This window comes from Candidatus Devosia phytovorans (assembly GCA_029202405.1).
Lineage (GTDB): Bacteria > Pseudomonadota > Alphaproteobacteria > Rhizobiales > Devosiaceae > Devosia > Devosia phytovorans.
Map to the genome: position 1 here is coordinate 3,007,995 of CP119312.1, position 20,766 is coordinate 3,028,760.

Here is a 20,766-nt window from a genome sequence, read left to right on the forward strand (position 1 = left end):
CGGGCGCCTGCGGGCGCCCGGTCTCGTATGCCTGGAGCCGCCATGACCAGCACAGACACGGTTCTCTCGCTTGAGGGCATCACCAAACGTTTTGGCAGGCTGGTGGCCAATGACCAGCTCGACCTGAGCCTGCAGCGCGGCGAGATCCTCGCCTTGCTGGGCGAGAATGGTGCGGGCAAGACCACGCTGATGAACATCCTCTTCGGCCATTATGTGCAGGACGAGGGCATTGTGCGGGTCGATAGTACGGTGCTGCCGCCCGGCTCACCCGGCGCCGCGCTCGAGGCCGGTATCGGCATGGTACATCAGCATTTCGCGCTGGCCGAAAACCTGTCCGGCCTCGACAATATCCGCCTTGGCACGGAAGGGCTGTTTGCCCTGGGCGGCAAGGCAGCGGCGCGGACGAAGGTCCGGCAGATCATTGCCGAAAGCGGGCTGGAGGTCGATCTTGACCGCCGCGTGGCAAGCCTCACCGTGGGCGAAAAACAGCGGGTGGAAATCCTCAAGGCGCTCTATCGAAATGTCCGGGTGCTGATCCTTGACGAACCCACGGCGGTGCTGACGCCGCAGGAATCCGAGGGCCTGTTCACCGTGCTGCGGCGCTTGGCGGCCAATGGCCTGGGCGTGATTTTTATTTCCCACAAGCTGGGCGAAGTGCTGTCGGTCTCGACGCGTATCCTCGTGCTGCGCGGCGGCAAGAAGGCCGGTGAACTGGTGACGGTCAATGCCGATCGCCGTGCGATTGCCGACCTTATGGTGGGCAAGGCGGTGGCCGAGGTGACGCGCACGGCTGCGAGACCAGCCGAGACGCTGCTGGAGTTTTCCGGCGTGCACCTGCGGCAGGGTTCCACCCGGCAGTCGTTGCGTGATGTCGGTTTCGCGCTGCGGGCCGGGGAGATCGTCGGCCTGGCCGGTGTGTCTGGCAACGGGCAGGGTGGCATTGCCGCGCTCATTTCAGGCCTTGCCGTGCCGGATGCCGGAGCCGTGCTGCTCTATGGCGAACCCGTAACCAGACCCGACCCGCGGGCGCTGGTGGCGGCGGGCGTGGCCCGCATGCCCGAAGATCGCCAGCACGATGGCGTGGTCGGCACCATGAGTGTTGCCGACAATATTGCCATCGAGGAGGTGCGCAGTGGCAGCTTTTCGCGGCTCGGCCTGCTCGACCGCAAGGCCATGCAGGCGCGGGCGACCAGCGCCATTGAAGCCTATGATATCCGCTGCCCCGGTCCGGATGCCGAGGCGCGGCTGCTGTCGGGCGGCAATGTGCAAAAGCTCATCCTGGCGCGGGTGCTGGAGCGCGAACCGCGCGTCATCCTCGCCAACCAGCCGACGCGCGGCCTCGATGTCGGAGCGCAGTCCGAAGTGCATCGCCGTATCATCGCCGCGCGCGATCATGGCGCGGCCGTATTGGTGATTTCAGAGGATCTAGACGAATTGTTTGCCCTGGCCGATCGCTTCCTTGTGGTGCATGCCGGGGAGGTGACCGATGCCGGGCCGTCCGACCGGCTCGATCGCGGTGCCGTGGGCCTTTTGATGGCAGGGCAGGCAGCATGAGCCTTCGCCTCGAAGCCCGCACCGATGCCCCGGTTACGCTCAAGCTCCTGGTTTCGCTCGGCGCCGGCCTCGCCGCACTGCTGCTGGTGGCCATCCCGGTAATGTTCGCCGGCGGCTCGCCCTTCACCGCCTATGGGCTGATCATCCAGGGCGCCTTCGGCTCGATGTTCGCCCTTTCGGAAACGCTCAACCGCGCAACGCCCCTGATCCTCACCGGCCTTGCCGCCGCCGTAGCCTTCCGCGCGCGCCTGTGGAATATCGGCGCCGAGGGGCAACTCTATATCGGCGCGCTGGCGGCGGTGCTGGTGGGCTCGGGCCTGTTGCAGATGCCGTCCATGCTGCTGATCCCCACGGTGATGATTGCTGGCTTCATTGCCGGCGGGCTGATGATGGTGCTGCCGGCCCTGCTCAAGCAGCGCTTCGGCGCAGACGAGGTGGTTATCACTCTCCTGCTCAATTTCGTGGTGCTGCTGTTTATACAGATGCTGGTGGAGGGGCCGCTCAAGGACCCGCTGTCCATGGGCTGGCCGCAATCCGTGCCGCTGCTGGCTGAAGCGAAATTCGACAAGCTGGTGCCGCGCCTGCGCATGCATTGGGGGCTGGTGGTCGGCGTTGCTGCGGCAATCCTGCTCTGGGTTCTGGTGCGCAAGACCGTACTCGGTTTCGAGATCAAGGCAGTGGGCGAAAACCGCGCGGCGGCGCGCTTCGCCGGCATTGCCGTCGATGCGACCATGCTCAAAGTGGCGCTGATCTCGGGTGGCCTCGCGGGGCTGGCCGGCGTCAGCGAGGTGGCCGGCGTCAAGGGTTATCTCTCGGCCGACCTGTCGCCGGGCTTTGGCTATTCGGGCATTGTCGTCGCCATGCTGGCGGGTCTGTCGCCTGTGGGAACGGTGTTTGCGGCGATCTTCGTGGCGGCCGTCTTCGTCGGTGCCGACTCGATGAGCCGGGCCACCGGCATTTCCAACTATCTGGCCGATCTGGTGGTGGCGCTGTCGCTGCTCTGCGTTCTGGTGGGCGGTTTTTTCCTGCGCTTCCGCATCCGCTACGAGCGGACTGCTGCGCCGGTCGCGGGAGCATAGCCATGGATGTGTTGCTCGACATTTTCGGTTCCGCCAACTTCTGGGCCGCCGCTATCCGTATCGCCACGCCGCTGATCTTTGGCGTGCTGGGGGCGCTGATTTGCGAGCGCGCAGGGGTGCTCAATCTTGGCATTGAGGGCATTTTCGTTGCGGGCGCCATGGCCGGTTGGCTAGCGGTTTATCTCGGAGCGGGCCTTTGGGGCGGCGTGCTGGTTGCGCTCCTGACCGGGGCGGTTTTCGGCCTGTTGCATGCGGTGCTGACGGTTATCCTCGGCCTGTCGCAGCATGTGTCGGGCATCGGCATCACGCTGCTGGCCACGAGTCTGAGCTATTTCACCTATCGCACGGCGCTGCCGACGGTGACCTCGCCGCCGCGCATCAATCCTTTCCAGCCGATCAACATTCCCGGCCTCAGCGATCTGCCCTTTGTTGGGCCGGCGCTGTTCCAGCAGACGCCGCTGACCTTTCTGGCGGTGATCCTCGTCGCACTGGTTGCCTTCGTGCTCTATCGCACGCCGCTTGGCCTCGCCATCCGCGCCGTCGGCGATAATCCCGCCTCGGTCGAGGCGCAGGGCCTGTCGGTGCGCGGGCTGCGCATCGGAGCGGTGGTTGCCGGTTCGGCGCTGATGGCGCTGGGCGGGGCCTTCCTCACCATGTCGGCCTTCGACGCCTTCTTCTTCGGCATGGTCAATGGCCGTGGCTGGATCTGCATCGCACTGGTGGTGTTTGCCTCCTGGCAGCCGGGCAAGGCGCTGCTGGGGGCTTTGCTGTTCGGCGCCTTCGACGCCTTCCAGATCCGGCTGCAGGCCGAAATCGGCCAGGTCGTTCCGGGCCAGGTCTTCCTGATGCTGCCCTATCTTCTGTCCATCGTTGCGCTTGTGCTGGTCGCCCGTCGGGCCGACTATCCTCGCGCCCTGCTGCAGCCCTGGTTCAAGGGCCAGCGACACTAACTCCGAGGCTCGTCGTGTTCGATCTGAAACTCACCAATGCCACTCTTCCCGATGGCCATACCGGCGTGGACATCGGCGTCGCCGGCGGGCGCATCACCGCCGTGGAAGCCAATCTGGGTGGTGAGGCGGGCGAGGTGATCGACGCCGGTGGGCAGCTCGTGTCGCCGCCTTTCGTCGATTGCCATTTTCATATGGATGCGACGCTGTCGCTCGGCCTGCCGCGGCTCAATGAAAGCGGCCTGTTGCTCGAAGGCATCCAGATCTGGGGCGAACTCAAGCCACTGCTGACGCAGGAAGCACTGGTGGAGCGGGCGCTGGCCTATTGCGACCTCGCGGTGAGCCAGGGCCTTTTGGCCATCCGCACCCATGTCGATATCTGCGACGACCGGCTGCTCGGCGTCGAGGCGCTGCTGGAAGTGAAGCGCCTCGTGGCGCCCTATATCGACCTGCAACTCGTGGCCTTCCCGCAGGACGGCTATTACCGCTATCCTGGCGCCGTTGAGCTGCTGGACCGGGCGTTGGACATGGGCGTCGACGTGGTTGGTGGCATTCCCCATTTCGAGCGGACCATGGCGGATGGTGCGGCGAGTGTGAAGGCGCTCTGCGAGATTGCAGAAAAGCGCGCCCTGCTCGTTGACCTCCACTGCGACGAGACCGACGATCCGCTGAGCCGCCATATCGAGACGCTGACCTATGAGACCCAGCGCCTGGGTCTTGGCGGCCGCGTGGCCGGATCACATCTGACGTCGATGCATTCGATGGACAATTACTATGTCAGCAAGCTGCTGCCGCTGATGGCCGAAGCAGGCGTCGCGGCCATCGCCAACCCCAATATCAACATCGGCATCCAGGGCCGGCACGACAGCTATCCCAAGCGCCGCGGCATGACGCGCATTCCCGAAATGCTGACCTATGGCATTACCGCCGCCTTCGGACAGGACTGCATGATGGACCCCTGGTATTCGCTGGGCCAGGCCGACATGCTCGAAGTCGCCTCCATGGGCCTTCATGTGGCGCAGATGACCAGCCGCGACGCCATGCGCCAGTGCTTTGCCGCCGTCACCACTGGCCCGGCGGAAATCCTCCACCTTAATGGCTATGGCCTCGAGGTTGGTTGCAGGGCCGACATGGTGTTGCTGCAGGCTGCCGATCCTATCGAGGCGATCCGGCTCAAGGCCACACGGCTGGCCGTGATCAAGGGCGGCAAGGTGATTTCGCGCACCCAGCCGCGCGAAAGCCTGCTGAGCCTCAACGGTCGACCAGAACGGCTCAACCCAGCTATGATTGGTCCCAAGCTCCGATAGCGGGAGTTACCGACCCCATTTCGGCCATCCGTCTTGCGAACTCTGTATCCACAGAGCTGCCACTGATCACAAGTCATGAGGTTGGATTAGTGAATGTAAATACTGCGGAAATTAGAAGACGGCGGATATGGTCGTCCGTCGAAAAAATTGTAGGACGATATATCGTCATCACGGAAGACGGTCGGGAAACCGCCGATCCCGTCATGCAGCCGATGGTCCGTAACTCTGTGATCGCGATGCGGAAATTCTTTTGGGATAATGGCCTGATCACGGTTAGCCCCTTCGATGCCAAAGGCGAGTTCGTGGATGGCGAACTGTTCGAGGCCGATTTTACCGAAGAGGGTCTGGAAATGCTCAGGCGCAAGGCCGAGCGCTGGTCGGACAGCAAGGCGGCCCAGAAGACGCCACCCAATTACAAGCCTCTCGAAAAGATCCTGTCTGAAATCCGCGCCGCAGCAAAATAGACGATTGGCGCAACATGTGCCTTTGTGCGGGCGCGTGGAGTGTCCAAGGCTATAGCAATTTCTCAGTGATAGAGAAGGCGACTGGCCGTTGGATCGGTCGAACTGGCGCTTGGTTCCCACCTGGATGGGCAGGACAGGAAATCGGCTGGGCATTCAGTCGTGATGCCTGGGGCGAAGGATACGCCACCGAGGCGGCAGTCCGTTGTCTGGAATGGGCCTTTGACGCGCTCGGTTGGAATGAGTCGGTTCATATAATTCATCCAGACAACGCCGCGTCGGTCGCGGTCGCCAAAAGGATTGGTGTTGTTCTCCAAGCGTTTATCGATGCCAATGGAAACCTTGTTTACGCCAGCAACAAAGACACTTTCGCGTTAAGGCAAACAGTGGCTGGCTCCAGCTAGGGAGAGCGTCCGTTTAGTAGGCGAGACCGCCTAAAAGCCGCCAGTCTGCCTTCCACCCCAGAGCCTCCGGAATCCTTTCGCCCGGACCTCTCAGTCTGATGCCGAGCCCATTTCGGCCGTTAGCGCCCTCCGTCCGCCATCTCGAAAGCGGACTCTCCTAATCCTCGTCTTCAGCACCGCAGGCCAGATTTCCGGTTCATATCCGAAAGATGTGACTATCCTGATGGACCGCCTCCTTGAGCCATTTGACGAAGTGCTCGGTCTTGGGCCGTCCCGGCCGGGCCAGTTGCACGGCATAGACATGGTCGCTATCGGCGAGCCCGAAGGGCGTGAGCAGGCGACCGGAGGCAACGTCTTCCGCCACCAGGTGCCAAGGCGCGATCGCGCACCCCAGGCCGTTGAGCGCGGCCTCGATGGTCATATGGTAGTGATCGAAGACCAGAGTGCTGCCCATTGCCCCGTCCGTGCCCGTCAGGCGCATCCATTCACGCCAAGCATCCGGACGGGTTCGTGCCTCCAGCCTGGGCAGCATCAGGATGTCGGCGGGCCCGCCCGCAGCCAGCGACGGCGCGACCACCAGCGCCAGCTTTTCGCGGAACAGAAGCGAGCTGTTTTCCGGGAGGCCAGACGCCGGAGGTAAAGCCAAAATCTGAACGTCGAGCTGGCTTTGGTTCTGCCGGGTATCTGTTGCCAGCCGGACGTCATAACGGGGATGGCGCGCGGTGAAGTCAGGAAGGCGTGGAATAAGCCAGCGCATAGCCAGCGTGCTGAGGCAGCCGACATCCAGAATGCCATCATCGGCGCGGCCAATGATGCGCAGCGCATCCTCGATCTGATCAAAGGCAGATGTTATCGCAAAGCCAAAGAGCCGTCCCTCCGCAGTCAATCTGGGACGCCTGCGCGGTCCCTCAAACAGCTTGGCCCCAATATAGGCCTCGAGATGACTGACATGCCGGCTCACTGCCCCATGACTGACCCCAAGCTCAGTGGCAGCCGAAGGCATCTGGCCATGCCGAGCGGCCGCCTCGAAGGCCCGCAGGGCCGCAACAGGGAGGTTCTTGCGATTTTTCATGTGAGCCTTAGTCACGATGAAGCGGCGCACTTGTCAATAAGCCGAGCGCTGGGGCCATGCTAGATCACGCACACCGAAATACCGCGCGAGATCAGCCATGCCGTTTGTCCGAACAGTCGTGCCCACCGGGCTGGATCCATCCCGCAAACTGTTGATCGTGCAAGGAGTCCATGAGGCTCTTGTTGAAGGCATCGGGATGCCGAGCGACGAGCTGTTCAATCTCGTCACGGAGTACCGTGATGGCGAGCTCTTCTACGACAGACGCTTTAATGGCATCGCCCGTTCCGACCAGTTGATCGTCGTCGAGATCACGATGCGAAGGGGCAGGAGCGACGCCATGAAGCGCGCTCTATATGCCGCCATCACTCGAAATCTCGAGGCAACAGCGGCGGTTTCACCCAAAGACGTTTTCATCTTCATGCACGAGAACGACTACTCCGACTGGAGCGTTGGCAATGGCGTCTTCGCGATGGCCATCGCCCAGCAGCGCGGAACCGATTTCTAGACTCTGCTTCTAACGCTCGAGATTCGGGGCTCTAGGGCGGCATCGCGTCCCTTGGCAGCCAGAGCGCTGCACGTAATAGCAGGGCTTCGGCCACGCTTCGCAATCGCCTTCGTCACGGATATCTGTCCTGTCCTCCGCGCGCATGACAGGCAAGCGCGCCTCACCGTGCCAGTGTGCATGGGATGGGGGCGTTGAGCCGGAGGATATCATGGACATGTATAGCCTGGCCGTCACACACATTCACGCCCGGCCACAACCGGCGCAGATGAGCGCTGCAGCCGAAGACCGCTACTACGCCAGCCAGGCCGCCCTGCCGCCTCTGCGCCCCGGCCTGCTCGGATCGATCGCGGCCATGGCCAGCTTGATCCTGTGGTTCGGTACGAGCCTGACATGAGCCACCTCCTGCCACCGTGTGCAAGTCATGCTATGCTGCTACCCGGCATCACCGGAGATCGCGGGATGGACCGAGACGAGGCCGACCGGGCGGCTATCCTGGCAGCGATCCGGGGCGAGACTGAAGCCTGGCTGCAGCGGGACTTCGACGCCATGGCGCGCCACTGGGTGCAGTCGCCGCAGACCAGACGGATGGAATACTTCGCCTCGCTGGGGACGCGGGTAGACCAGGGTTGGGATGCGATCGCCAGACGACTTCTGAAGATCGTGGAGCGCTTCCCGGAAAAGCAGCCGTTCGAGGAACGCGTCAGCTGGGAGAACGTCAACGTCGTCGTCGCCGCTGACATGGCCTGGGTCACCTACGACCAGATCGGCACCGATACTGGCGAGGACTTGAAGCGTCTTCTCAAGATCATGCACCGGGTCGACGGTGTCTGGAAGATCGCGTGCCTGGTTATGATGGAGAGCACCGTCCAACAAGCGAATTGCCCCCTGATCGAGATCGATGCACAGGCGCGCATCCTGTGGACCAACCATCTGGCACGGGAGCGAATGCATGGGCACGACGGCCTGGTTGTCGCCGGCGGCCGGCTGAGGGCCCGGCATCGCGAGCGCGACGCTGCACTTCATGACGCCGTCCGGCTGGCGTTCCAGGAGTTGCAAAGCCAACGTCCGCTGGCCGTTGCACCGAAGCAGACCTGGGCGGTGGCGCTCGGCGAAAACACGAACGGGGTACCCATACATTGCTGGGTTCTGCTGGAGGATGGCAAGGCGCTGGTCTCGTTCGAGGATGCCGATAAGGTCGAGCGCGGAATCGCTGCGGCGCAGGAAGTCTATCGCCTCTCGCCGGCGCAAGTCAGACTTGCTCGCCTGATCCTCGATGGCCACGACCTTGCCGCCGCCGCCGACGTTCTCTCCGTCAGCATCAATACACTGCGCACGCAGCTACAACGCATGTTCGACAAGACGGGTGTGCGCAACCAGGCTGCTTTGGTGCGTTCGCTACTCAGCGCTGATGCTCCGCACAAGTGAAGTCTGCTTCTGGCCACCCGTCGACCCAACCGGACTGTCGCCTCTCCACCCCGCTGCCGCCGATCTCCATCAGACAAAAAAGCCCGGCCTCGAGGGGCCGGGCCAGTTGGGGACGCATCAGGAACTCGCGTCAGATGTCGAGCACCAGCCGCTCCGACTTGGCGCCGGAGCAGCAGATCATGATCAGCTTGTTGGAGTCTTTCTCGCGGGACGACAGGACATTGTCCATGTGATCGCATTCGCCTTCGAGGACCACGGTCTCGCAGGTGCCGCAGACGCCTTCGCGGCAGGAATGGGCGACCGGCACGCCATTGGCCTCCAGCACATCCATGATGCTTTCGCCGGCCTTGACGAAGAATTCCCTGCCCTGGCGCTTCAGCACCACGGTAAAGTCGGTGGTCGGGCGGGCATTGGTGCCGACGAAATGCTCGATATGCACATTGTCTTCGGGCCGCCAGCCGGCCGAGGCCTTGAAGGTCTCGATCATCTTCCTGGGGCCGCAGCAGTAGACATGCGCGGCCTTGGGAATGCCAACTGCCAACTTGAGGAGCGGCATGACCTTGCCCTGCTCCTCGTCGAAATGGAAATGGACCCGGCCAGGAGACAGTGTCTCCAGCGCTTCCAGCTCTTCGACAAAGGCCGCGCCAGCGCGGTTGCGGGCAGCATAGAACAGCTTCCACGGCCGCCCCAGGGCCTCGAGGTGACGGATCATCGAGAGTACGGGCGTGATGCCGATGCCACCGGCGAAGAAGGCGCTCAGTTCGGCGTCATCGACCATGGGGAAGGTATTGTGCGGCGGATCGATCGGCAGCACGTCGCCGACCTTGAGCGTTTCCACCACATAGGCCGAGCCACCCCGGCTCGCCGGATCGCGATTGACCGCGATCGTATAGCGGTCATTGGTCTCGGGCCCATTGGTGAGGGAATAGGAGCGGCTGAGATCGCCGGGCAGTTTCAGATTGATATGCGCGCCGGCCGTGAATGGTGGCAGCGGCGAACCATCGGCGGAGACCAGCTCGACGGCGCGAATGGTATTGGCAACGGCATGGACAGCGGCAACGCGAACGCTCAGCGGGCTGTCGTCGGCCGGGGTATGATGCGCAGCAGGCATGGCGGCGCTCCCGATATCTTCAGATGGAGAGATGACCTCCGGCGCGAATGCGCCGGAAGCCAAGGTCACGTCTTCGCTCATTCGGCCGCGGCCATCTTGGGCTTGTAGCCCTTGACCTCGGCCATCTTCTCTTCATAGCCGTCGAGCCAGTCGGTGCCATAGGGCACGACGATGTCGCCGCCACGCGCATCGCGGGCATATTCAGGGTGATCGACGAAGTCGGGCAGCTTGCCGGTGGCCGCATATTCCTTGGCAGCGTCGAGCATGACACGACGGGTCAGGATAACCATGCGGTCAGAGGCCGCCAGGTGTTCCATCTCGCGATCGACGACATAGCCCATGGATTCCTGGATCATCTGGTCCTGCAGCGGCACGCCGACAACGCCGGTATAGCTGTCGCCATTGCGCTGCCATTCACGGTCGATGCCGTAGTCGTTTTCACGACCCTTGACCGGGCGCCAGCGGCCTTTCCAGTCGGTGGTGGTCGGCAGATATTCCAGCGGGCGAGCCAGGCCTTCGACAGGCGTGCCGTCCTTGTACTTGAAGCCCTTCTTGCCGCCACCCGAAGCGCGACGCAGGTCGATGTTGAAGATCATGGTGGAGGTGTCGTCGATCGGAACCCAGGCATTGGCGGTCACGGCCTGGTCCAGCTCGCCACCCGGATAGGTGACCCAGAAGGGGAAGAGGTAGCTGGCGAAGCGGTGATGCTCGGTGCCTTCGAAGGCGTTGCGCTGTGCCGAATACATGGTGCCATAGTTGGTGACGGTCACATTGATCTTGGGCGCCTTCTCGGTGATCGTGAAGACCTCCGGATCCGACAGGTCGAGCTTTTCGCCGTCGATGCCGCCGACATGCAGGAAGCCCAGGTGCGAGGTGTCGATGTCGCCTTCGAGCGCCTGCATGTAGTTGCAGTCGCGATGGGTCAGGGCGATATTGCGATCGTCGGCCTCACCCATGATGGCTTCGATCTCGGGGAGTTCGGGCGGATTTTCCTGGCGCTCGCCCATATAGGCAAAGACGATGCCGCCGGATTCCTTGACGCGGTAGGCGATGGCCGGCGTGCCGGCTGGGTATTTTGACTTGTCTTCGAGGTTTGGTTGATCGAGGCATTTGCCGGTCACGTCGAACTTCCAGCCATGATAGGCGCAGCGGATGCCACCCAGTTCGTTGCGGCCGAAAAACAGCGAGGCGCAACGATGCGGGCAGCGGTGATCAAAGACACCGACACGGCCTTCGCTATCGCGGAAGGCAACCAGCTTCTCGCCGAGGATCATCAGGCGGACCGGATCGCCATCGGCCTTGAGCTCGGAGCCAAGGCAGACCGGCAGCCAGAACTGACGGAAGAAATTGCCCATCAGCGTGCCCTTGCCGACTTGGCTGAGCTGTTGATTTTCTTCTGCGGTGATCATTGAACTCTCCTAGTGAGCAGAGGGGGCCACGGGCTCAACAGCACCGGGCGGCAGTGGATCGAGGATATTGGCGCGTTCGAGGTTGCTGCGCGTGGCGGCGATATTGGCGCGGGTCTGGGCGGTATCGACCATGGGCGCGTCGCGGAACGTGTCGGGCGGATAGAATTTGGCGGCGCTGTAATAGGGCACGTACATTTCATAGCGGGCGCGCAGCAGCGGGTTGGACAGGCCGGTATCGGTGCGACGGTCGCGGCGCAGGGCCTCGACATCGATCATCGCCGTGACATCCACGCTTTCCTCGGCATCTTCCTGGAAGGCCAGGGTGTTGCCGTGGTGGTCGAGGATATGTGAGCGCCCGCCGGCGATGGTGTTGTCGGGCGAAAAGCCGATCGGGCCGGCGACATTGGCACTGACCAGATAGGTCATGTTCTCGGTGGCGCGGCTGAGCTTGGCGGCTTCCTGCGCATCCGTGCGCTTGGAATTGGTGGGGTGCAGGATGACCTCGGCGCCCTGCATCATCATCATGCGCGCCACTTCGGGGATGACGATCTCGCCACAGGGGATCAGCGCCAGCCGGCCAAGCCGCGTGTCCACGACGGGAAAGACATGGTCCTGTGGGGTCACGGCCAGATAGTCGGTCATGAAATCATGCACCGAGGGGAAGGCGGCGGTGTTGACGCGGCGATAATTGAGAATGATCTCGCCCTGATCGTCGATCAGGAAGGATGAATTGAAGTAGCGGCCTGGCCATTCCGGCGGCGCTTCGAACATGTTGCCGGCAATAAAGATCCCGTGCCGCTTGGCCAGAGCCTGCAGCGGCTCGGTGAGCGGGCCGGGAATGGATGAGCAGGCACGCTCGATCCACTCCTCCACCTTCATATGCAGCGGCGGCCCCTGCATGGCGAATTCAGGGAAGACAACCAGATCCGGCTTCTGCTCGGAGGCGCAGGCCCGTTCGATCAGGCCGATCAGGCGAGCCTGGTTGCGCTTGATCATCTCGGCAGCCGCCGCATTGTCCGGTGCCTGGCTGGCGCGTTCGCTTCTCACCTGGATACTTGTTGCGCGCCACGGCAAAATCGTCATCGGAGCCTCCGGGACCTTGGCGGACTATCTGCACGCCATTGGTATACCATAGGCATAACGTGTCACTTTGGTCTTGCCAACCCCCGTTGGCATGCTCGGTTACAAATTTTGTGCAATGGGCGAAAATGCCTGCCGGAACAGCAGCAGATCACTCAACTGTGCAGAGATCGGCTTGGAATACCGGGTCCATTCCAAAAGTCTTCCACCCGAATGCGTGCCGCGCTAAACAACGGCAAAAGAGAGGTATGCAAATGGGTGAAGTTGCTGAGTCGATCTTGAGCCCCGCAATGCTGCAGGCCGAGCGTCCGAACCTGACCGAACAGGTCTACGAACAGATGATCGACATCCTGATCCGCGGCGAATTGCAGCCGGGCGACGTCATCGTCGAGCGCCGCATGGCCGAGCGCCTCAATGCCTCGCGAACCCCGGTCCGCGAAGCCCTGGGTCGCCTCGAAGCCGAGGGTCTGGTCTACAAGCAGCCAAGCCGCGGCGTCACCGTCAGCCCCTTTTCCACCGAGGCTTTCGTCGAGCTTCTGAACGTTCGCCAATTGCTCGAGGCGGAGGCAGCACGGCTTGCGGCAGGTCGCATTCCGCAGGAGCAGCATGACGCTATCCGCGATGCGCTCAACGCGCTGGGTGGCAAGTCCAATCCCAGCCTTGAGGAAATCTGGACCGTCGATGACATGCTGCATGGCGCTGTGGCGGAAGCTGCCGGCAACCGGCTGCTTGCCAGCATGATCCGCGATCTGCGTCGTCGCACGCATGTGTTCAACGCCTATCGCAATCCGATCACGCCCAAATTCACGGCCGACGAAAACCTGTCATTGCTGAGCGCCATTGCCAGCGGCAACCAGGACGAGGCCCAGGCCGCCATGCGCGAGCATATCGAAAGCGTCAAACTGGCGATCATCGATCGGCTGGCCGGCGCGCGGCGCTAGCCGCGGGGGACGTAGCGCCCCTGCCCTTCGGCGCCGACTGTCTCACCATCCCAAACTCGCTGCCCCCGCACGAAGGTAGCGGCGGGGGTGACAGCAAACTCCATGCCGTCATAGGCGCTCCAGCCCGGCCCACGCGCATTGCGCTTGCTGTCATAGATCATCGCCGCAGGGCTCAGCACGGCAATATCGGCGTCATAACCGGGCGCCAACCTGCCTTTCCTTGACAATCCGAAAAACCGCGCCGGTCTCTCGGCGAGATATTCTGCAGTCAGCACGGCCGCCGCGTCGAAACCGCTGCGTTTGGCGGCAGCGGTGAAAAACCCGGGCAGCAATGCCTCGAGCCCCGGCATGCCGGCGGCCACGTCAAAGATCGATTCCGTCGTCTTGCGCTCGATCTCCCAGGCGCTGTGGTCGGAGGAGACAAAGCTCACATGTCCCTCATCCATGATCTGCCAGAGCTTTTCGACTTCGCCGCCGCGGATCGGCGGATTCACCTTGAGCAGGCCACCCAGCCGGGGCATATCCACATCGGCATCAAAAATCAGGTAATGCGCGCACATTTCCGCAGTCGCCTGCACGCCGCGCTCGCGATAGGCATCGACGAGGCGGAAGCCATCGGCGATGGAAATATGCACGATATGGGCATGGGCCGCGGTTGACGCCGCCAGTTCGAGGAAATTGGCCGTTGCCGTCAGTTCGGCCACCGGCGGGCGGCTGTCGCTATGATCAACCGCCCTCGTCCGGCCAGCCGCCTTGAAGTCTGCCGTGGTCTGGCGGACGATTTCCTGGTCCTCATTGTGCAGCCCGAGCGGCAGGCCGGTGCCTTCCAGTGCCTTGAGCAGGGTCAGCGTCGCTGAATTGCTTATGCGAGGAAAGCGGTCGGGATGGGCCTCGAAGGATGAGATCTTGAAAGCGCAGACGCCGCCCTGGATCAGCTCGCCGATATGGGCTGCATCGGGGGTCGTCGGCACGGTGCCGTAAAGCGCCACGTCGCAAATCGCGTGGGTCTCGATGGCCGCGACCTTGTCGGCGAGCACCGCGCCGGTGGTCACGGGGATCGGATGGTCATAGGGCATGTCGACAATCGTTGTCACGCCGCCCATCACCGCGGCATGGGTCGTCTTACCCATGCCGGGAAAGCCGATCTGGCTGCCGGCATGGGTCTGACCGTCGATGGCGCCGGGCATGATGAGCGCTGATCCATAATCGTCGCTCGCCCGCGCCAGGGGCGCATCGCCGCTGCCCACGGCCAGGATGGTCCCGCCAGATATCGCGAGCCAACCGTTTTCCACAATGCCGGTTGGGGTCACGACGCGGCCACGGATCAGCAGATCATACATTCTGAGGACTCCCGAGCAGGTTGGCCAGGCACCGGTACAAATCATGGTGCAATTGGCATTTCATTGGTGTACCAGTGGAATGCGAACTTGGAAAGCCACTGACCAACCAGGACCATCTGATGATCTACGACCTAACCATCCTGTCCCTGCTGCCCAATACCCTGGGCGCGGTGATGCCGATCCTGCCCGAGACCTACAAGAGCTTTTCGAGCACCGGCACCACGCTGGGTGCCTTCGCCTGCGAGTTCGGCACGCTCAATCGCTTCGCCTTCCTCACCGCCTATGAGGATGTCGCGGCGCTGACGTCAGAGCGCGCCCGCCTGATGGAGACAGAAAATCCCTATGGCATCGGGCAGTATCTGGGCGGCGTGAACAGCACGGCCTTCAAGCCCTTGTCCTTTGCCAAGCCGATCGTTGCGGGTTCCTATGGTCCGTTCTACGAGTTCCGCACCTATAGCCTCGCCCCCAACGGCCTTGCCGAAACGGAAGCTGCCTGGGCCAAGATCATCGATCGCCGTTTCGAAATGTCGCCCCTGCTGACCAATATGGCCTCCGTCGAGGAAGGCCCGCAGAAGATGGTGCACATCTGGCCCTACAAGACCATCGAGGAGCGTATGGCCGCGCGTGGCCAGGCCAGCAAGGAAGGCATCTGGCCGCCGCCGGGCGGTTCGGGTCATCTGACCAATCTGCAGTCCGAGCTTTTCGTCGCCACCAGTTTCTCGGATCTCAAATAGCATGTCGAAGACCGCTGCCCGCCTTGCCGAACTTGGCATCGTCCTGCCGCCGGCACCCCAGCCGATCGGCCTGTTCATTCCGGCCGTCCGGACCGGCAACCTGCTGTTCCTGTCAGGTCTTGCCCCCGCCGCGGCCGGCAGTCCGCCGATCACCGGCAAGGTTGGCGCGGATTTTTCGGCCGAAGAAGCGCAAGGTCATGCCCGCATGGTCGGGCTCAATCTGCTGGCCGTGATGCTGGCCGAACTGGGCGATCTCGACCGCGTCACCCGTGTGGTCAAGGTTCTGGGACTGGTCAACGCCGTCCCCGACTTTACCCGCCATCCCTTCGTCATCGATGGCTGCTCGAGCCTCTTCGCCGAGGTCTTCCCCGACCTCGGCCTCCACGCCCGCACCTCTATGGGGACCGGCTCGCTGCCCAACAACATCCCCGTCGAAATCGAAGCGGTCATCGAGGTGCGCGACGCCTAGCCCGCATTGGCCGGGCGCCTCACTCAATAGGTCGCCCGGCCACCGGACAGGTCAAACACCGCCGCCGTGGTGAAACTGTTCTCCGGGCTGACAAGCCAGCTCACCATATTGGCGATTTCCTCGACTTCGACGAAGCGGCCGCGCGGGATGCGGCTGCGCATATAGTCGACGAATTCGGACTTGAGTTCGCCCAGGATCGCCGTCTTGGCGGCGGCCGGGGTGATGGCATTGATCGAGATGTCATAGGTGGCGCATTCCTTGCCCACCGCCTTGGTCATGCCAATGACGCCGGCCTTGGCCGCGGCGTAAGCGGAAGCATTGGGATTGCCTTCCTTGCCGGCGACCGAGGCGATATTGACGATGCGGCCGTAATTGGCAGCCTTCATGAAGGGCAGAACGGCGCGGTTGACGTAGAAGGCGCCGTTGAGGTCGATGTCGATGACGCGCTGCCATTCATCGATCTCATATTCGTCGAGCGGCGCATTCTTGCCGGCAATGCCGGCGGAATGGACGAGAATGTCGAGGCGCCCCAGTTCGGCATGCACGGTTTTCGCCACCTCGGCCACCGCCCGGTGATCGGTGATATCGACGACATGGCTGGAGGCACCGCTTCCGAGTTCGGCCACCGCCGTCTCGAGCAGGCCTGCATTGACGTCCCAGAGCACAACCCTTGCACCAGACATGGCAAGGCGTCGGGCAATGGCCAGTCCGATACCCTGCGCGCCGCCGGTCACGACGGCGACCTGCCCGTCCAGCTCGATCACATTCATGCAGTCTCTCCCCTCTCGTCATCACATGCGAGACGGCGGTCAGCCGCACGCATCCGGAATCGCCTCCCGCGCTTCCGGTCTCATCAGTATAAGGCCTTGCAACGATGCAGAAGTCCACGCCGAGGCGGCGTGTTCTTCGGTGCTCGCGAGGATGGATTGGGGCGTCAGCTGCGCCAGTCGGCCAGTCGCAGCACAGGCGGCCGGAGGCTGTAGCTTGCCAGCAGATCCAGCAGGATTTCCGGCGAGACCGGCCGTGACAGCAGATAGCCCTGCAAATAGGTGCAACCCATGGCCGTCAGTTCCTGGCGCTGGAATTCGTCCTCGACGCCTTCGGCGGTAATGCTGAGGCCCATGGCCTTGCCCATGTCGACGATGGCCTGAACGATGTGGCGAAGCGACTGATCCTGGGCGAGCTGGCCGATCAGCGAGCGGTCGATCTTGATCTTGTCGATCGTGTAATTGCGCAGATAGCTGATCGAGGCATAGCCGGCACCGAAATCATCGATGGCAATGCGGACGCCGGCGTCGCGCAATTGGCTGAGCGTCTGCTGCACCTGCGGCGAACTCTGCAGTAGCACGCCCTCGGTGATCTCGATTTCCAGCCGGTTGGCCGCGAGGTCGACTTCGGCCAGCAGGTGCAGGATGTCGTCGGCCAGGTCCGGCCGGGTGAACTGCACCGGCGAAACGTTGACGGCAATCCAGGGGAGTTCCGCCTGCTTGGCGAAGAGGCAGGCGCGGCGCAGCACCCACAGGCCCAGCTCCGCGATCAGCCCGCTTTCTTCGGCGAGCGCGATGAAGACATCGGGCGAGAGCAGGCCGCGGACCGGATGCTTCCAGCGCAGCAGCGCCTCGGCCCCGGCAATCGTGCCGCCGGTTGCGTTGAAAATGGGCTGATAGTCGAGATGCAGCGCGTCCTGCAGCAGCGCATCGCGCAGCTCGACCTGCAGTGTCAGGCGCGCCTTGCGGTCGGCGTCCATCGACGGATCGTAGAGCGTATAGCGGTTGCGGCCAGTCGTCTTGGAGACATAGAGCGCCAGGTCGGCCCGGCGTGCCAGTTCGGCCGCGGATGCATTGCTGGCGGATTCGATGGCAAAGCCCATGCTGACAGTGGCGTGGATGGTGCCATTCGACAGCGTCACCGGGTCGGACAGGGCCTGCAGCAGGCGCTGGCAGATCCAGCGCGCGTGGCCGTCGCTGACGATGCCCGGCTGGACGATGGCGAATTCGTCGCCGCCGAGCCGGCCCAAGGTTGCCTCCTCGGGCAGTTCCACCAGCAAGCGTCGACCAACTTCGCGCAGCAATTCGTCGCCTGCCGCGTGGCCATAAGTGTCGTTGACGTCCTTGAAACGATCGAGATCGACGGCGATCAGCAGGACGCGGGTTTCGGCCAGCGTGCGATATTGCAGTGCCTCGCGCAGCTTCTGCTCGAACAGCATGCGATTGGCCGCGCCGGTCAGCGGGTCATGCATGGAGAGGAAGCTGGCGCGCTTCTGGCTGCTCTCAAGGCTGAGCGAAATGCGCCGCAGCCAGGTCAGCAGCAGGAAAATGCCACCGCCGATGACCGCCAGCGACAGCATTCCGGGCAGAGCAATCTGCTGGAAAAGCCTGGCTGCCGGTTCGGGCGCCTGCCATTGCACGAAGGCCACCGTCCGGCCGTCGGCATCCTTGAGCGGCACGCGCGCCGGCGAAGTGGCGCGGTTGACGATCCGGACGCCTGGCAGGCCGAGACGCTGCGAGATGGCCGTCATGGCCTCCTCGTCGAGCAGGACCACGGAAGCAACCAGCAGCGGGTTGACGAGGGAAACCTCGGAACTGAGGAAGCTGGTCAGCGGGCGCACGCTGATTATGGCCACGTCGCCATCCTCCAGCTTGCGCACGCCGTAGCAGCAGAGGGCGGTCTTTTGCCCCTCGCCGCTGGGCAGGGACATGTTGGTGCGCACCTGCTGGCTGAAATCGGCTATGGCCGCCTGATCCGCCGGAAGAAATTCACTTTGCGCCTTGCGGCCCTCGATTCCGGCCTGCAGCACGGAGCGATCGAGATAATAGGCATAGACCCGGTCGTGCTTGAACTCGCGGCTGAGCCATTCGGCCATGGTCTTGGGCACCCAGGCGGCGCTGCCATGGTCGGAATAATAGACGCCATCCTTGCGGTTGGAGGCCGTGCCCTGTTCGAGCTGGATGCGACGGCCGATGTCCTCGATATCGGCGGTGACGGCGACCTTTTGCTCGTTGAGCGCAGCGCCATCCATTTCCCGGGCCATCCAGGATGCACAAAACACCAGGGCGAGAACCACGAGCGCGCCGAAGGCCCATGAAATCCACGCTATATGAAATGATACGCGGTGTTGAACTATCCCAGAGTTCATTAAGCCCACATCCCCCATGCTGCATTTTATAGCGGGACGGATTTGACCGGCCCTTAATATTGCCGGTGCTTTGAAGTCTAGGTGAAGGACACCTTAATATTCACATCGGCTTGCAATGCTTGCTTGGGCACGACTTGATTTTTGCTTTCCCGGGCTCATACCCACCCCGATGGGGCTAATCCACAACAACGCGATTTGGTGGCTTGGGTCGGGCGCGATGCTGGGCTAGCTTCGGGCGACGAGGGGAAGCGCCAGATGCAGAAAATCATTGCCGAACTTGAGCATAAGCGTGCCCAGGCGCGGCTGGGCGGCGGACAACGCCGCATGGATATCCAGCACGGCAAGGGCAAGCTGACGGCGCGCGAACGGCTCGACGTGCTGCTCGATCCCGGTTCTTTCGAAGAATACGACATGTTCGTCACCCATCGCGCCACCGAGTTCGGCATGGATGAGACGATCATTCCCGGCGACGGGGTGGTCACCGGCTGGGGCACGATCGATGGCCGCATCGTTTACGTCTTCTCGCAGGATTTTACTGTCTTTGGCGGCTCGCTTTCTGAGACCCATGCCGAAAAAATCTGCAAGATCATGGATCTCGCCCTGCAAAATGGCGCGCCGGTGATCGGGCTCAACGATTCTGGCGGCGCGCGCATCCAGGAGGGGGTGGCATCGCTGGGCGGTTATGCCGATGTGTTCTGGCGCAATGTCCAGGCCTCGGGCGCCGTGCCGCAGATTTCGGTCATCATGGGCCCCTGTGCCGGCGGAGCAGTCTATTCGCCGGCGATGACGGACTTCATCTACATGGTAAAAGATACGAGCTACATGTTCGTCACCGGGCCGGATGTGGTGAAGACCGTCACCAATGAGACGGTCACCCAGGAAGAGCTGGGCGGCGCCTCGACGCATACCAAAATTTCCTCGGTGGCCGACGCGGCCTTCGACAATGATATCGAGACCCTGCTCGAAGTGCGGCGCCTCTACAGCTTCCTGCCGCTGCGCGCTGGCGAAAAGCCGCCGGTTCGGCCGACGCATGATCCAGTGGACCGGCGCGACGACAGTCTCGACACCATCATTCCCGACAGCGCCAGCACGCCCTATGACATGCGCGAGGTCATCGAAAAGGTGGCCGACGAGGGCGATTTCCTCGAACTGCAGAAGGACCATGCCGGCAATATTCTGACCGGCTTCATCCGCCTCGGCGGCCAGTCGGTGGGTGTCGTCGCCAATCAACCATTGGTGCTGGCGGGCTGCCTCGACATCAATGCCTCAAAGAAAGCCGCGCGCTTCATCCGCTTCTGCGACTCTTTCGAAATCCCCATCCTGACCTTCGTCGACGTGCCCGGCTTCCTGCCCGGCGTGGCGCAGGAATATGGCGGCATCATCAAGCATGGCGCCAAGCTCCTCTTCGCCTATGCCGAAGCCACCGTGCCGCTGGTCACCGTCATCACGCGAAAGGCCTATGGCGGCGCCTATGACGTGATGGCCTCAAAACACATCAAGGCCGACGTCAACTACGCCTGGCCCTCCGCCGAGATCGCCGTCATGGGCGCCAAGGGCGCAACGGAAATCCTCTATCGCTCCGAACTGGCCGACAAGGACAAGATCGCCCAGCGCACGGCGGACTACGAGGCGCGGTTTGCCAATCCGTTCGTCGCGGCAGAGCGCGGTTTCATCGACGACGTGATCATGCCGCATGGGACAAGGCGGCGGGTGATCCGGGCGTTCTCGACCTTGCGGCACAAGAGCCAGAGCGTGCCCAAGAAGAAGCACGACAATATTCCGTTGTGAGGAG

19 protein-coding genes are annotated in these 20,766 nt (G+C 62.8%); 12 read left to right on the plus strand and 7 right to left on the minus strand.

Annotated elements, in window-relative coordinates; all coding sequences use genetic code 11:
* Positions 1-42: 42 nt before the first annotated feature.
* The 5 genes from P0Y65_14880 (at position 43) to P0Y65_14900 (ending at position 5,351) form a co-directional block, all read left to right on the plus strand.
* Entirely contained in the window at positions 43-1,554 is a 1,512-nt protein-coding gene (locus P0Y65_14880) for an ABC transporter ATP-binding protein (protein ID WEK03471.1), read from the plus strand.
* Entirely contained in the window at positions 1,551-2,633 is a 1,083-nt protein-coding gene (locus P0Y65_14885) for an ABC transporter permease (protein ID WEK03472.1), read from the plus strand. The genes P0Y65_14880 and P0Y65_14885 overlap by 4 nt, the downstream gene beginning before the upstream one ends.
* Before the next feature lie 2 nt (positions 2,634-2,635).
* Positions 2,636-3,583, plus strand: a complete 948-nt coding sequence (locus P0Y65_14890) for an ABC transporter permease (GenBank protein ID WEK03473.1) — start codon at positions 2,636-2,638, stop codon at positions 3,581-3,583.
* A gap of 14 nt (positions 3,584-3,597) precedes the next feature.
* Positions 3,598-4,887: an amidohydrolase family protein gene (locus P0Y65_14895; GenBank protein WEK03474.1), complete on the plus strand. Its 1,290-nt coding sequence runs from the start codon at positions 3,598-3,600 to the stop codon at positions 4,885-4,887.
* A gap of 89 nt (positions 4,888-4,976) precedes the next feature.
* Positions 4,977-5,351 carry a hypothetical protein gene (locus P0Y65_14900; protein WEK03475.1) on the plus strand — a complete coding sequence of 125 codons (375 nt, stop codon included), beginning with the start codon at positions 4,977-4,979 and terminating at the stop codon, positions 5,349-5,351.
* Positions 5,352-5,948: 597 nt separating this feature from the next.
* On the opposite strand, the gene P0Y65_14905 is transcribed toward P0Y65_14900, so the two are convergent.
* The gene (locus tag P0Y65_14905) at positions 5,949-6,824 is read right to left on the minus strand and encodes a LysR substrate-binding domain-containing protein (protein ID WEK03476.1); all 876 of its coding nucleotides are present in this window, start codon (positions 6,822-6,824) and stop codon (positions 5,949-5,951) included.
* Positions 6,825-6,921: 97 nt separating this feature from the next.
* Between P0Y65_14905 and P0Y65_14910 the strand changes: the two genes are divergently transcribed.
* The 3 genes from P0Y65_14910 to P0Y65_14920 all read left to right on the plus strand — a co-directional run bounded on the left by P0Y65_14910 (position 6,922) and on the right by P0Y65_14920 (position 8,754).
* A complete protein-coding gene (locus P0Y65_14910) occupies positions 6,922-7,329 on the plus strand; it encodes a tautomerase family protein (protein WEK03477.1) in 408 nt (135 codons plus the stop codon).
* A 208-nt stretch (positions 7,330-7,537) separates the two neighbouring features.
* Positions 7,538-7,723, plus strand: a complete 186-nt coding sequence (locus P0Y65_14915) for a hypothetical protein (GenBank protein WEK03478.1) — start codon at positions 7,538-7,540, stop codon at positions 7,721-7,723.
* Between the two features lie 8 nt (positions 7,724-7,731).
* Positions 7,732-8,754, plus strand: a complete 1,023-nt coding sequence (locus P0Y65_14920) for a LuxR family transcriptional regulator (GenBank protein WEK06809.1) — start codon at positions 7,732-7,734, stop codon at positions 8,752-8,754.
* Positions 8,755-8,884: 130 nt separating this feature from the next.
* Here P0Y65_14920 and P0Y65_14925 read toward each other — a convergent pair whose 3' ends face one another.
* The 3 genes from P0Y65_14925 to P0Y65_14935 form a co-directional block, all read right to left on the minus strand.
* Positions 8,885-9,865 carry a PDR/VanB family oxidoreductase gene (locus P0Y65_14925; GenBank protein WEK03479.1) on the minus strand — a complete coding sequence of 327 codons (981 nt, stop codon included), beginning with the start codon at positions 9,863-9,865 and terminating at the stop codon, positions 8,885-8,887.
* Between the two features lie 77 nt (positions 9,866-9,942).
* A complete protein-coding gene (locus tag P0Y65_14930; protein WEK03480.1) occupies positions 9,943-11,274 on the minus strand; it encodes a Rieske 2Fe-2S domain-containing protein in 1,332 nt (443 codons plus the stop codon).
* A 9-nt stretch (positions 11,275-11,283) separates the two neighbouring features.
* Positions 11,284-12,357 carry an amidohydrolase gene (locus P0Y65_14935; protein WEK03481.1) on the minus strand — a complete coding sequence of 358 codons (1,074 nt, stop codon included), beginning with the start codon at positions 12,355-12,357 and terminating at the stop codon, positions 11,284-11,286.
* A gap of 251 nt (positions 12,358-12,608) precedes the next feature.
* Between P0Y65_14935 and P0Y65_14940 the strand changes: the two genes are divergently transcribed.
* Positions 12,609-13,295, plus strand: a complete 687-nt coding sequence (locus tag P0Y65_14940; protein WEK03482.1) for a GntR family transcriptional regulator — start codon at positions 12,609-12,611, stop codon at positions 13,293-13,295.
* On the opposite strand, the gene P0Y65_14945 is transcribed toward P0Y65_14940, so the two are convergent.
* Positions 13,292-14,635, minus strand: coding sequence for an amidohydrolase family protein (locus P0Y65_14945; GenBank protein WEK03483.1), 1,344 nt, complete (start codon positions 14,633-14,635; stop codon positions 13,292-13,294). The genes P0Y65_14940 and P0Y65_14945 overlap by 4 nt on opposite strands.
* A 119-nt stretch (positions 14,636-14,754) precedes the next feature.
* Between P0Y65_14945 and P0Y65_14950 the strand changes: the two genes are divergently transcribed.
* Both P0Y65_14950 and P0Y65_14955 read left to right on the plus strand, forming a co-directional pair.
* A complete protein-coding gene (locus tag P0Y65_14950) occupies positions 14,755-15,369 on the plus strand; it encodes an NIPSNAP family protein (GenBank protein WEK03484.1) in 615 nt (204 codons plus the stop codon).
* Between the two features lies 1 nt (position 15,370).
* Complete coding sequence (locus P0Y65_14955; protein ID WEK03485.1) at positions 15,371-15,838, plus strand: RidA family protein; 468 nt, start codon at positions 15,371-15,373, stop codon at positions 15,836-15,838.
* 23 nt (positions 15,839-15,861) lie between these two features.
* Here the strand turns inward: P0Y65_14955 and P0Y65_14960 are convergent, their stop codons facing one another.
* Both P0Y65_14960 and P0Y65_14965 read right to left on the minus strand, forming a co-directional pair.
* On the minus strand, positions 15,862-16,608 hold the full coding sequence (locus tag P0Y65_14960; protein ID WEK03486.1) for an SDR family NAD(P)-dependent oxidoreductase: 747 nt from the start codon (positions 16,606-16,608) through the stop codon (positions 15,862-15,864).
* A gap of 164 nt (positions 16,609-16,772) precedes the next feature.
* Positions 16,773-18,869 (minus strand): bifunctional diguanylate cyclase/phosphodiesterase, encoded by a 2,097-nt coding sequence (locus tag P0Y65_14965; GenBank protein WEK03487.1) that lies wholly within the window; start codon positions 18,867-18,869, stop codon positions 16,773-16,775.
* A gap of 360 nt (positions 18,870-19,229) precedes the next feature.
* On the opposite strand from P0Y65_14965, the gene P0Y65_14970 reads away from it, so the two are divergent.
* Positions 19,230-20,762: an acyl-CoA carboxylase subunit beta gene (locus tag P0Y65_14970; GenBank protein ID WEK03488.1), complete on the plus strand. Its 1,533-nt coding sequence runs from the start codon at positions 19,230-19,232 to the stop codon at positions 20,760-20,762.
* The last annotated feature ends 4 nt before the right edge of the window (positions 20,763-20,766 follow it).

Excerpts from the sequence above, each read along its gene's own strand:
- P0Y65_14885 (WEK03472.1), top strand. The coding sequence starts at position 1,551 with ATGAGCCTTCGCCTCGAAGCCCGCACCGATGCCCCGGTTACGCTCAAG.
- P0Y65_14970 (WEK03488.1), top strand. The coding sequence starts at position 19,230 with ATGCAGAAAATCATTGCCGAACTTGAGCATAAGCGTGCCCAGGCGCGG.
- P0Y65_14925 (WEK03479.1), bottom strand. The coding sequence starts at position 9,865 with ATGCCTGCTGCGCATCATACCCCGGCCGACGACAGCCCGCTGAGCGTT.
- P0Y65_14950 (WEK03484.1), top strand. The coding sequence starts at position 14,755 with ATGATCTACGACCTAACCATCCTGTCCCTGCTGCCCAATACCCTGGGC.
- P0Y65_14945 (WEK03483.1), bottom strand. The coding sequence starts at position 14,635 with ATGTATGATCTGCTGATCCGTGGCCGCGTCGTGACCCCAACCGGCATT.
- P0Y65_14935 (WEK03481.1), bottom strand. The coding sequence starts at position 12,357 with ATGACGATTTTGCCGTGGCGCGCAACAAGTATCCAGGTGAGAAGCGAA.
- P0Y65_14960 (WEK03486.1), bottom strand. The coding sequence starts at position 16,608 with ATGAATGTGATCGAGCTGGACGGGCAGGTCGCCGTCGTGACCGGCGGC.
- P0Y65_14930 (WEK03480.1), bottom strand. The coding sequence starts at position 11,274 with ATGATCACCGCAGAAGAAAATCAACAGCTCAGCCAAGTCGGCAAGGGC.
- P0Y65_14890 (WEK03473.1), top strand. The coding sequence starts at position 2,636 with ATGGATGTGTTGCTCGACATTTTCGGTTCCGCCAACTTCTGGGCCGCC.
- P0Y65_14880 (WEK03471.1), top strand. The coding sequence starts at position 43 with ATGACCAGCACAGACACGGTTCTCTCGCTTGAGGGCATCACCAAACGT.
- P0Y65_14940 (WEK03482.1), top strand. The coding sequence starts at position 12,609 with ATGGGTGAAGTTGCTGAGTCGATCTTGAGCCCCGCAATGCTGCAGGCC.
- P0Y65_14915 (WEK03478.1), top strand. The coding sequence starts at position 7,538 with ATGGACATGTATAGCCTGGCCGTCACACACATTCACGCCCGGCCACAA.
- P0Y65_14910 (WEK03477.1), top strand. The coding sequence starts at position 6,922 with ATGCCGTTTGTCCGAACAGTCGTGCCCACCGGGCTGGATCCATCCCGC.
- P0Y65_14905 (WEK03476.1), bottom strand. The coding sequence starts at position 6,824 with ATGAAAAATCGCAAGAACCTCCCTGTTGCGGCCCTGCGGGCCTTCGAG.
- P0Y65_14955 (WEK03485.1), top strand. The coding sequence starts at position 15,371 with ATGTCGAAGACCGCTGCCCGCCTTGCCGAACTTGGCATCGTCCTGCCG.
- P0Y65_14965 (WEK03487.1), bottom strand. The coding sequence starts at position 18,869 with ATGGCCCGGGAAATGGATGGCGCTGCGCTCAACGAGCAAAAGGTCGCC.